The organism is Arthrobacter sp. B0316-1-20, from assembly GCF_059091865.1.
The window spans coordinates 212,397-223,903 of the sequence record NZ_JBNHHC010000007.1 but is presented as its reverse complement, the minus strand read 5'-3'; the positions used below and the strand labels follow the sequence as shown (position 1 = coordinate 223,903).

The window sequence follows — 11,507 nt, the reverse complement described above, 5'->3', positions numbered from 1 at the left end:
TTGGGGGAGTGACTGCAATGATGCATGCCACTGAATGGGATATCGTCGAGCCCGTAGCGAGTCCTGTTTTTGAAGCACTTCGAGCGTTTGGTTATACGCCAGAGACGTCCATCGCAGATTTGGTGGATAACAGCATCGCAGCAAAGGCCAAAAACGTTCACATCGCGTTTGTGTGGAATGATGGCGACGCCTACATCGTCATCAAAGACGACGGTGAGGGCATGAGTGAGCAGGCACTGGTTGATGCGATGCGGTTGGGAAGCCAGAGCCCAGTCGTGGAGCGCAAAAAAGGAGACCTTGGCCGCTTTGGGCTGGGACTGAAGACGGCATCGATTGCTCAGGCTCGAGAGTTCTCCGTCGTCACCTCCAACGCGACGGGCAAGGAAGCCGCGGTCCGCCGCTGGGACCTCGATGAAGTCCAAGAGACGGGCGAATGGCGCTTGAGGAATTCGCTCCCAAGTCAAGCGCTCGATGACATTGCCTTTTCGGAAACGGGAACTGCGGTCATATGGACAAAATGTGATCGCCTAATCGGAGATCCGGCAACCGGATCCCACATGACCAAGGTCCAGTTCCTAAGAGTTGCCGACACTGTGTCCCACCACCTGGCGATGACATTCCACCGTTTCCTAGAATCTCCCCGACGCCTGACAATCTATGTAAATGGATCTGAAGTCCAACCCTGGGACCCATTCCTTACGGATAACGCCTCAACATACTCACCCGGCAAGGAGACTTTGCCGATGCACGGGCACGCCATAGGCGTCACCCCCTACGTCCTTCCGCACAAGAGCAAACTTGAGGGCGAAGAGCACAGGAGGGCGGCGGGCGTCCACGGGTGGAACGCGCACCAAGGCTTCTATGTATACCGAGAGGATCGACTCCTCGTTGCGGGCAGCTGGTTGGGCGTCGGCGGGATGAAGGAGGAACACTCCAAACTTGCTCGCATAGCCCTAGATATACCGGTCGCTTTGGACCACATGTGGCAGGTCGACGTAAGGAAGTCACAGGTACGCCCGCCTGCATCAATCGTGCGAGATCTCGAAAGGATAGGACGTGCAACCAAAGCGAAAGCTCAGGAGGTCTACCGTTTCCGGGGAAAGATGGAGGCCGCGCGTTCGTCTCAAAAGTTTGTCTTTGCTTGGCTGCAGCACAAGGACCGAGACAGTAACATTTCCTATCGCGTCAATCGCGACAACCCTGTCGTACGTCAATGCCTAGAGACGGGCACAGCCAATGCGGCGCAGATTGAGCAGCTTTTACGATTTGTTGAAGAAACTGTGCCGCTGACCCAAATCGCCGTCCACTTGGCTAGTTCCTTGGAATCCTCACAGCAACCGTTTGAGGAGGACACGAGGGGCCTGCGGGAGCTTCTCCAGTTCTCCTTTGACCGTATGCTCACCAGCGGCGCAACTGGCGAGCAAGTTCTCGACGTATTAGCGAGAACCGAACCCTTCTCCCTGCACCCAGGCATCGTAGCCGCATTCCAAGAAAGCATGAACTCATGACAACTGCTAGGTCTTACGTCACCAAAATGGCCACCTCCCATCTCGAACTCCTCCGAGGACAGAGGACGTTGATTACAGCAGCGGCGGTTCGGGAAGCCGTTGCTTTGTTCTGCGACGGTCCGGCCAAACAGATGCCTGGAGGCCTTACGGCATCGCTCGCCGAAGAAATCGCCAGGGACATTGAAACGCAGTTCAACGTTTATGTGATCGGCGGAGGAGAGTTGACGAACACCAAAGGCCATGTGCCGTGGCTCGAGGAGCGCCGCGAGACTATCGAGTGGAAGTTCTGGGACCGATACCGGCGTTACATGATCGAAGACGAGGGGCGTTCGAGCGACGCCTTCGACAAATCTATAGGTGCGGTTACCGATCGGATCTTGGCGTCACTCGAAAACCCTCTCCGCCCTGGGAGATGGGAGAGGCGAGGGCTTGTCGCCGGGCAGGTACAATCCGGCAAGACGTCGAACTACGTTGGCCTTCTCAACAAGGCCATCGATGCCGGCTACAAACTCATTATTGTGATGGCCGGCGCACATGACAGCCTTCGGAGCCAGACTCAACAGCGAATTAACGAAGGGGTGCTGGGTTTCAACACCGCTGAGACGTTCAGCGGCTCTGGACTGAGCTCCAAGACAGGAGTCGGCCTCAAGTCTGGCCCGAACCTCCTAATCAACTGCTCGACCACGGTCGAATCCAGCGGCGACTTCAAACTCACAGTTGCTAAGCAAGCCCACCAGGCGATCGGCGGAGATCCAACAGTTCTGGTCGTCAAGAAGAATGCATCCATCCTTCGAAATGTCTACAAGTGGGCAACGGGCCTGCAGCACATCGTTGATCCGGCTACAGGGAAAAAAGTCGTGCCAGGTGTTCCCCTGCTGGTTTTGGATGACGAGGCTGACTACGCATCCATTGACACGGTCACCAAACCGGGTGAAGCCGAGGATGAAACCGATCCGTCGACCATCAACGGACTTATCCGGCAGATCCTCGACACCTTTGAGAAGAGTGCTTATGTGGCATACACAGCGACTCCATTTGCCAATATTTACATAGATCCCAATGCTGCCAGAACCGATATTGGTCTCGACTTGTTCCCGGAACATTTCATTGTTCGCTTACCTGAGCCGTCCAACTATTCAGGCCCCATCCGCTTCTTCGGCCTAGACGGAGACACCGAGGCCGGCCTAGAGACCGTCGAGGCAATGCCCACCTTGAGGCGCATCCAGGATCACGAGGACTGGCTAAGAGACGGTCACAAATCCACCGAAATTCCAGATGACGAACTACCGGAATCGCTGAAGGAGGCCATCCAATCATTTGTGCTGTCGTGCACCGTGAAACGCATGCGGGGTTTGCGAAGCAAGCATTCCTCGATGCTTGTGCATGTCACTAGGTTCAAGGACGTTCAAGCGGAAGTGGCTCGGCAGGTGCAGGAATACGTCGAGGACCTGCGGATTGCAGTGGAATTTGAAGCGAAGGCGGAATCTGAATCCGCGCTGGCGCTGCTTAAGAACCTCTATTTAACGGACTTTGTCGAGGTAAACGACATTCTGCTCGTCAACGAGGATCTCGCCGCCGAATGCCGGACGCTTCCAGTGTGGCACGAGGTCGAGGGCGAGCTGCTCCAGACGCTATCGGAGATTGAGATCCAAGTCGTGAACGGGTCGGTCAAAGACTCTCTGATGTATTCTCAGCGCCCCAACGGGTTAAAAGTAATCGCCATTGGAGGGGACAAACTCTCACGCGGGCTCACCCTCGAGGGCTTGATGGTTTCGTATTATCTTCGAGCATCCAAGATGTACGACACTCTCATGCAAATGGGTCGCTGGTTTGGCTATCGGCCTGGCTACCTTGATCTGTGTCGTATTTACACGACTCCGCAACTGATCACTTGGTACTCCCGCATCACCGATGCCGCCGCAAAGTTGTATCGGGAGTTTGAAGTGATGGGCCAGCTGAACCGGACACCACGTCAATATGGATTGCGAATTCAGCAGCATCCCGACGGCCTGATGGTCACCGCGGCAAATAAATCGCGTCATTCCCAGAAGATGAAGGTCAGCTTTGCCGCCACTCAATGCGAGACTTTGCTGTTCGATACTGGAGACAGCGTACGAAAGCAAAACTGGGTCGCTCTGGAACAGCTCGCCAGTGACGTTTTCGGACCTTCCACTGATACTCGAGGAAAACACGTCCAGCACGATGTGTCGGCAGATTCGGTTCTAGATTTCCTCAGGGGGTATTCGGGTCACAGAGATTCAGGCAGGGGTTTGCCGCAGCCTCTGATCGAGTACATCGAGAAGTGTCTTGAACCAAGAACTTCTGAACTTACCCGCTGGACGGTCATGCTGGGCGATCGAACGGACGCGGACAACTCTTTCCCGTCTGCGGTGGGGGAGCTCGGCTTGTACACACGTCGTCCATTCCCGCAGGAACAGACTGATGGAAAACGGTCGATAAAGCGTCTTGTGAGTCCAGGTGACGTGCTCCTTCCTCTCAAAGAGGGGTCGTCGGCGTGGGACGAGGCGCTCAAGTGGGCGGTAGACCGGTTCGAATCCGGAGCAGCGAAACCCGGAACCAAGAAGCCAGAGAAACCGACGGCAGCTGCCGAACGCCACTTGAGGTCCAAAGACCACGGATTCCTCATGATTTATCCGATTGACCCTGAATCTTTCGGATTCGAGAAGAACTCGGTGCCATTCGTAGGCTTCGCCGTTTCGTTCCCAGCGAGTGACAACGGGCTTTCAGTGGACTATCAGGTAAATTCTGTTTTTTGGGACGAACTTTTTGATGATGAGGGTTCGAATGCCAGTTCAAAGTAGCTACGTGGGCAACCTTGGGCTTGACCGCCTTTGGTCTTCATTAGAAGCAGAAGCCGAGTACCCGGGGTTTCTTACGCGACGCCTAGCTTCGGCTCCGGATCGCGACGTTCTAGTGTTCTGGGAAGGAGGAAAGCACGGCAGGAGAGGACTCAGCATTAAAGCGGCGGGAGCGGTGGAGTACGTCGCAGCACGACTTCCGGACGTCTATGGGCTCGATACGGCGGTTTCCGCGTCCGGTCCAGGCCGGTCGGAACTGCGGATAGCCGAGTCGCGAGGTGCAGTGTCGTCCGTCTTTGAGACGTTGATTGAGGATGTCGTGAGGACACTAGCCGACGACGTCTCCAGCGAGGCCTTGGCGGCCGTCTGCCGTCGCCTCGATTTGTGGAAGCAATTCTTTACTGTAAGTCGCGATGGTCTGAGCCTGAACCAACAGGCGGGCCTCTTTGCGGAATTGACTGTGTTGATCGACGTGATGTGCGCCGCCGTTGGCGAGGAATCAGCCGCACGCGCGTGGTACGGGCCAGAGGGTGCACTGCAGGACTTCGCCGACGACCGCCTGGGCGTCGAAGTGAAGTCCGTCTCGTCCACAGGCCCCGCAATGGTCACGATTGCGAACGAGCGCCAGCTCGATGATGGCCTGGTGGGAGAGTTACTCCTGGCCGTCTACAAGATAGATATTCGTGAGGCGGGCGAGGGCCAAACGCTACCAGGGAAGATCGAAGACGTCCGCGCTCACCTGGCCGGACACGAGTCTGCTTCCGCATTGTTCGAAGCCAAACTAATCCGCTCCGGGTATTCCGACGCCCACTGGGCCAAGTACGGCCATCGGATGACTGTCAGAAGTGCGGCTTGGTTCCGGGTGGCCGGATCGTTCCCGCGAATAACAGAGCAGAAACTCCCGGCTGGCGTCAGCCACGTCTCCTACAAGGTGAATGTCGAGTCGTGTCAGGAGTGGGCGCTGGACCCCGAAGCGGCAATTGAGACTATTAGAAGGGCCCATGAGCTATGAATCAGCTCTCCATGTTCCATGCGGATCTGCTTCAATCTGTGCGGATGGCGGCAGAGGAAGAAGGCAATCCCGAGACTCTCGCGCACGGGTTCACGCAGTATGTGATGGACTTGTTGACCGAGGGGGGCGAAGCCGCGGACCCGGTCGTGGCGATGTATGGCCTTCCCAAGATGCACACGTCTGGATATGACTGGGAGGAAGAGCGTGGGCTTCTGAGCATCTTCGGAACGGAATTTTCGGCACTCCCGGACATCGCATCTCTGACAAAAGCAGAACTCACACCAGTGCTCAAGCGGGTCACTGAATTTGCCACTCGGGCGACTATGGATCTCGGCTCCAAGATCGACGAGTCGACGGTACTTCATGACGTCGTGGCAGAGATCAAGTCCGTTTGGCCCAAAGTCCGCAGGCTGCGCCTTGTCGTGCTAAGCAACTCCCGACTGAGAACAGCTGTGCCGGTAGTTGCCCCGATCCGAAACATAGATACGATCGTAGAGATCTGGGACATCGAACGAATCCAGAAGCTGTCCGCTTCAGGCAACGCCCAAGAGCCCGTATCAGTTGACTTGCTGGAATTTGGACTCAATGGTCTTCCTTTCTTAGGCCCCAACGGATCGCAGGACGAGTATCAGTCCTATCTGGCTGTTGTGCCAGGGCGGGTATTGGCCGACATCTACAGCGAATACGGGCCGAGGCTGCTGGAATTGAACGTGCGTTCTTTCCTTCAGACGAGGGGAAAGATCAACAAGGGCATACAAGCGACGATCAGCAGCGAACCAGGTCGATTTCTTGCCTACAACAACGGTCTTTCAATGACGGCGTCCAGCGTAGAAACGGAGATCGTCGAGGGACGACGAGTCATCACAAGACTTCATGACATCCAGATCGTCAATGGTGGACAGACAACTGCTTCTCTCTATCATGCTCTGTCAGGCGGCAAAACTGGCTTGGACAAAATCGAAGTGCAGGTAAAACTTACTGTCGTTGACCACGCAGTTCGCGATGACCTTGCACCAAAAATTTCAGAATATTCGAACTCTCAAAACCCCGTCAGAATGGCGGACTTCAGCGCGAATGATGCCTTCCACATTGAATTGGAGAAACATTCACGGGTTACTTGGGCGCCGAGTGCTGAGGGTACCAACACCATGACGCGCTGGTTCTTTGAACGCGCACGGGGACAGTATGCGGATGCCGTGGCTCGGGAGCGCACACCCGCAGCCCAAAGGAAGTTCAAGAGCGAACATCCCGTAAATCAGAAGCTGCTGAAAACCGATATCGCCAAGTACGAAAACACGTGGTCACAGCTTCCGTATCTGGTGAGCCTGGGAGCCGAGAAGAACTTTAATGAGTTTCTGCAGCGTCGGAGGGAAACCAACGCCAACCTGATCCCCGACCAGGAATACTTCCGTCGAGTTGTTGCGAAGGCAATCCTCTGGAGGAGGGCCGAGGCAGCCGTAACAAAGCTGCAGCTGGGCGGCTACCGCGCGGCCACCGTCGCGTACACTCTGGCTCTCCTCTCAAACCGAACCGCGCAGCGGATTGATTTGGCAAAGCTCTGGCAGCGGCAGGATCTTCCCGAGGACCTTCTTCAAGCGATCCTGGACCTAGCCCCCTTGGTTCATGAGCGAATCCTTAGCACCGCGGGGGCCCGGAACGTAACCGAGTGGGCGAAGAAGAAGGAATGCTGGGAGGCGGTCCAAGAGATTGGCTGGACCGCTCCCGACTCTTTGCTATCCGTCACCGCAAGAGATACCGGGGCCAAGAAGACGGCGGCCACGCCTGATGACGCCGGGCCTCGGTCCTCGGAGGAAAGTGAAGCTATGAATGTCGTCTGCGCAGTGAGGGGCGAGGTATGGAAGAGTCTTTCCACGTGGGCGAAACAGACGGACAACCTCGCAGCATGGCAGCGCGGGATCGCTTTCAGCATCGGCCGCGCTTTGGAATCCGACAGGAAGCCCTCAATCAAGCAGGCCGTCCAAGGACAGAAGATCTTGGCAGAGGCAACGCGTCTTGGCTTTGATCTGCAACTGGCCACCTCATGACGCGGGACCTGTTGCGGCTACGGTTCGGCCGCGAGCACAAATCGGTCACGCATTGGTGTGGATGAGCACGTCTGGAGACACACCCGTCGCGGGGACAAGTACGTGACCGTGATCATCGACCTGACCCCGGTACGCGAGGGAACCGGCACCGCCCGGCTGCTGGACATGGTCGAGGGCCGCTCGAAGCAGGTGTTCAAGCATTGGCTGGCCGGCCGGCCACGGCAGTGGCGGGACGGCATCGAAGTCGTGGCAGTGGACGGATTCACCGGGTTCAAGACCGGCCGCCGAAGAGCTGCCCGACGCGGCCCCGGTGATGGATCCCTTCCACGTCGTCCGCTTGGCCGGCGACGCCCTAGACCGTTGCCGGCAGCGCGTGCAGCAGCAAACGCTCGGGCACCGCGGCCGCAGTCCTGATCCGCTCTACAAATCCAGGAGAACACTGCACACCGGTGCAGGACTACTGACGTAGCCGCAGCGGGAACGGCTTACAGGGCTGTTCTCTGACGACCGGCACGTTGAGGTCGAAGCGACCTGGGGTATCTACCAACGAATGGTCGCCGCCTACCGCGAGCCTGACAAGACGGAAGGCAAGCGGATGATGCAGGCGGTGATCGATGCGCTCAGCCATTCGGTTCCTGCCGCGCTCACCGAGCTGATCACGCTCGGCCGGACGTTGAAGCGCCGCGCCGCGGACGTGCTCGCGTTCTTTGACAGGCCCGGCACCAGCAACGGTCCTACTGAGGCCATCAATGGCCGCTTGGAGCACCTGCGAGGCTCAGCCCTCGGATTCCGCAACCTCACCAATTACATCGCTCGGTCATTGCTTGAAGCCGGAGGATTCAGGCCTCGACTACACTCCCGATTCCGATGAGCCACAAACCTTCGTAAAGGATCCCGCTGACACTCCCCCAGTAAATGCATTCACCCACCCAGGGTAATTGAACTAACCGACAATATTAGAGACTGGCTCGCGATGTTCGTACTCCTAGAGCGTCGTGGGTAAAGCGGAGGAAGGGCTTTATCCACCAAGGAAGCTGCAGCGTAGGGCCAGCCTTCATTCGTAGGCGGTCCCTGATTACAGCGAGGCCGCATGATAGAAACCGATCATGACTGATTCACACGTCTTCGTGACCATGGGCAGCATCACCAACGTTGCCTGCGATGCGTGGCTGCTGCCCTCGGACCGGGAGTATTCCATTCGCCCTTCTTGGTGTCTGGATGTCCCCGGTCTGAAAGACGCGGTTGCTTCAAGCCAAAACGAAGCGTTTTCTGCTGGATCGATATTCGCGGTTCCTTTGGCTGCTTGGCCCTTGGGACGGCCATTGCCCGTGCTGACGGCTGTGCCTCTTTATGGCATGGAATCAACCCGAGATTTGGTGCCGCCTTTGCGCGAGTTCATCAAGGTAGGCGCTGACCGGGCTCGATCCCGGCGAGGTAGTGTCGAGACCGCACGCCCCGTCCCTCTGCTTGCCATTCCGCTGTTCGGCACTGGCGCCGGAGGAGCCGGTCGAGTGCGTGGCGAAGTACTGGGCTTGCTGCTGGAAGAATCGCGCCGCGCCGCAGCCGAAGCCGGCGTCGACGTCGTTCTCGTGCTCAGGAACAAGAACGACTTCGCCCTTGCCCAGGAACTGCGAAAGCGAACCGGCAAGGTCTGGTGGAAGTCACTCGAACCTGAGTTGCACGCCCACGCGGAGGATCTCTCACAGGATGCTCGTGCCGGCAGGCTTGTGCCGTTCATGGGAGCCGGCGTGAGTATCAGCGCGGGTGCCCCCGGCTGGAAGGAGCTCATCCGGTGCCTAGCACTTCTCATCGGTTTGTCCGACAACGAGCTAAAGGCCCTGACGAACCGCGATGTTCTCGATCAGGCGGGTATCCTGCGCACGCTGTATGAAGAACGCAGAGAGGATGACTGGCCCTCATTTAATGAAGCGATCGCCTCCGAGGTTCGGTTGGAGCGCTATGGCCTCGCCCCGGCGCTGCTGGCCAGTCTCCCGAGCAAGCAGGCGATCACTCTCAATTACGACGAGCTCTTCGAACTGGCTTCCAGCGATGCCGGATTAGAACGCACAGTCATTCCCGACGACGATGCCGCAGTCAGTGACCGCTGGCTGCTCAAGCTGCACGGGTCTGCGAAGCGGCCCGATTCCATTGTGCTCACACGGGACGATTACTTGGGGTTCAGCACAAGCAAGGACGCACTGTCTGCGTTGGTCAAGGCCACTCTGATCACTCACCACCTGTTGTTCGTGGGCTTCGGTCTCGAAGACGACCATTTCCACGAGATAGTCCACGATGTCCGCCGGGCGCTGCCGGATGAATCGAAAGCCAAGCCTGAGCTGGCGACTGCTCTCACCCTGTTCAGAGACCCGTTGGACGACCGAGCCTGGAAGGACAAGTTGACACTCATTCCGATGAGCAGGGGAACCGACGTCGGAGTGGCCGCGCGAACGCTGGAGATATTTCTGGATCTCCTGCTAGCACGCGCAACCGATAGTCATTCGTACTTACTTGCCGACGGGTATGAGGAGGCTCTCAGCGAAGAAGAACTGTCATTGCGGACGAAGTTGCTTCGGCTGACCCACGGCCTAACTGCTGCTGAGGTTAACAGCAGCGGCGGCATGCGACTGCTCAAGATGCTTCGGGAACTCGGCGGTTGAATGCCCTGACTGACCAGAACTCACGGCAGGACGTCGCCAAGAACCTCATTGACTACCCTGCCCAGCTTCCGATCCAGCCTGTCGTAAAGCGCCAGCAGCGGACCTGAATAGCGCCTTGTCCTGATCCACCCGTACGAGTCGATTTCCGCCAAATCCGTCTCATCGCGGCGGAGATGCCAGCGAGTGTCCTCAGGAGTCCATCGCTGCCAGTCCGTAATGCTAACTGCGGGGCCCTCGCCTTGTCTCTCCAATGAACCGGTCGACCGGGGGTACCAGTCCCATTCCCGCGGATCCGTGAGCAGTATGTCGAGAACAGCAGAGATGACTCGGTAACCCAAGGCTCGAGGTAAAGTCGGCGGCGTCTTCTCTACGTAGACCCCTCCAAGTTTTTCGAGCTCTTTCACTAGCTCCCGGGGGTTGGCGAAGGAAAAAGCCTTCTCCCACGACAGCATGTTGAGGCCACGAGCATGGGACACCACTCCGCCACCCATTCGACGCATTTCATAGGACAGTTCCTGTCCTTTGCCAATCATCAAAGAGTTCGCAAATGCAGACGAGCCGCCCTCTGGGAAAGTCACGACCAGGCTGGGATCCCGGCGGCACAGGTCGCTTGCGACTCGCCAGGACAGCGCGTTCTTGTATCGATACGGGACCGGCCGTAACTCAATGGGTAATTCTTCTAGCACCTAGCCGTGCCTCCTTCCGAGCCTGCAGGAAGGGTTCCTTCCGCATGCAACACCATCCACGACTGCCATCTTGCCAGCAATATGTCATTCTGACCGCCGCACCCATAACCTCGACGGTCGTCCACGGCCGCTACTCGTCATCTCGCCAGTGGGTACAAGCTGCGGTTCCATGAACCGTCGGAAGGTATCACGCATGAGTTCTCGGCCAGCGACTGCCTCATGAACCAGACGAAGGTCGCGCAGGGTGAAGGGAAGGCGGAGCAGACCTCCGGGGTCGGGTGCTCCCTCGTAGTCGGCGCGTGCATACTCCACGGCCTTCGCAACCATGGCTGGATGGTCGTACGGGAGTCCGGGACCGCCGTCGTCAGCTGGAAATAGCTTCACGCGGTCGTTTTGCAGCGCAGGTTCCAGTTGCTCGAACGGCACGACGTCCACATGGGCCACCGACAGCACTCGGCCGCGCGGGTCGCGGTCGGGGTCGTCGAACACGTACAGCTGCTTCGGAGTGCGGCCGCTGATGCCTGCCTTGTCCCGCAGGGAGCGCAGCACTGCCTCTGCCAGCCGCTCCCCCTCCTGCAGGAACGTTCCCGGCAGTGCCCAATCGAAGCCAGGCGCCTTGGTGTGCTCGACGGCCAGGACGCAAAGTGCGTCCCGCCAAACTGTCAGCACTGCGGTGTCTACTGCTACAGAAGGGCGTGGGTAGGCGGTCAGGGGCGTGGCGTTCTTGGGCGGGGTCACAGAAAACATTAAACGCACTCTTGCGCTAAATGGCCAACTGGG

Annotated in this window: 7 protein-coding genes and 1 pseudogene; 6 read left to right on the top strand and 2 right to left on the bottom strand. The window is 57.9% G+C overall.

Annotation, left to right across the window (positions count from 1 at the left end; genetic code table 11):
• The first annotated feature begins 17 nt into the window (after positions 1 to 17).
• The 6 genes and pseudogenes from AC5RW2_RS14105 to AC5RW2_RS14080 all read left to right on the top strand — a co-directional run bounded on the left by AC5RW2_RS14105 (position 18) and on the right by AC5RW2_RS14080 (position 10,041).
• Positions 18 to 1,508, top strand: a complete 1,491-nt coding sequence (locus tag AC5RW2_RS14105) for an ATP-binding protein (protein WP_493963487.1) — start codon at positions 18 to 20, stop codon at positions 1,506 to 1,508.
• A gap of 26 nt (positions 1,509 to 1,534) precedes the next feature.
• Positions 1,535 to 4,330 carry a Z1 domain-containing protein gene (locus AC5RW2_RS14100; RefSeq protein ID WP_493963250.1) on the top strand — a complete coding sequence of 932 codons (2,796 nt, stop codon included), beginning with the start codon at positions 1,535 to 1,537 and terminating at the stop codon, positions 4,328 to 4,330.
• Positions 4,299 to 5,339: a PD-(D/E)XK motif protein gene (locus AC5RW2_RS14095; protein WP_493963249.1), complete on the top strand. Its 1,041-nt coding sequence runs from the start codon at positions 4,299 to 4,301 to the stop codon at positions 5,337 to 5,339. Before AC5RW2_RS14100 ends, AC5RW2_RS14095 begins: the two co-directional genes overlap by 32 nt.
• On the top strand, positions 5,336 to 7,384 hold the full coding sequence (locus AC5RW2_RS14090) for an AIPR family protein (RefSeq protein WP_493963248.1): 2,049 nt from the start codon (positions 5,336 to 5,338) through the stop codon (positions 7,382 to 7,384). Before AC5RW2_RS14095 ends, AC5RW2_RS14090 begins: the two co-directional genes overlap by 4 nt.
• Before the next feature lie 51 nt (positions 7,385 to 7,435).
• Positions 7,436 to 8,255, top strand: a pseudogene (locus AC5RW2_RS14085) (ISL3 family transposase); the annotation flags it as partial.
• A gap of 235 nt (positions 8,256 to 8,490) precedes the next feature.
• The gene (locus tag AC5RW2_RS14080; RefSeq protein WP_493963247.1) at positions 8,491 to 10,041 is read left to right on the top strand and encodes an SIR2 family NAD-dependent protein deacylase; all 1,551 of its coding nucleotides are present in this window, start codon (positions 8,491 to 8,493) and stop codon (positions 10,039 to 10,041) included.
• A gap of 20 nt (positions 10,042 to 10,061) precedes the next feature.
• Here AC5RW2_RS14080 and AC5RW2_RS14075 read toward each other — a convergent pair whose 3' ends face one another.
• Together AC5RW2_RS14075 and AC5RW2_RS14070 are read right to left on the bottom strand one after the other, a co-directional pair.
• Positions 10,062 to 10,727: a TY-Chap2 family putative peptide chaperone gene (locus tag AC5RW2_RS14075; RefSeq protein ID WP_493963246.1), complete on the bottom strand. Its 666-nt coding sequence runs from the start codon at positions 10,725 to 10,727 to the stop codon at positions 10,062 to 10,064.
• 84 nt (positions 10,728 to 10,811) lie between these two features.
• Complete coding sequence (locus tag AC5RW2_RS14070; RefSeq protein WP_493963245.1) at positions 10,812 to 11,474, bottom strand: NUDIX hydrolase; 663 nt, start codon at positions 11,472 to 11,474, stop codon at positions 10,812 to 10,814.
• Positions 11,475 to 11,507 lie beyond the last annotated feature (33 nt).

What these genes read in the sequence shown, in the direction of transcription:
- AC5RW2_RS14105 (WP_493963487.1), top strand. Translation starts at nt 18, where the DNA reads ATGATGCATGCCACTGAATGGGATATCGTCGAGCCCGTAGCGAGTCCT.
- AC5RW2_RS14100 (WP_493963250.1), top strand. Translation starts at nt 1,535, where the DNA reads ATGGCCACCTCCCATCTCGAACTCCTCCGAGGACAGAGGACGTTGATT.
- AC5RW2_RS14095 (WP_493963249.1), top strand. Translation starts at nt 4,299, where the DNA reads ATGATGAGGGTTCGAATGCCAGTTCAAAGTAGCTACGTGGGCAACCTT.
- AC5RW2_RS14090 (WP_493963248.1), top strand. Translation starts at nt 5,336, where the DNA reads ATGAATCAGCTCTCCATGTTCCATGCGGATCTGCTTCAATCTGTGCGG.
- AC5RW2_RS14080 (WP_493963247.1), top strand. Translation starts at nt 8,491, where the DNA reads ATGACTGATTCACACGTCTTCGTGACCATGGGCAGCATCACCAACGTT.
- AC5RW2_RS14070 (WP_493963245.1), bottom strand. Translation starts at nt 11,474, where the DNA reads ATGTTTTCTGTGACCCCGCCCAAGAACGCCACGCCCCTGACCGCCTAC.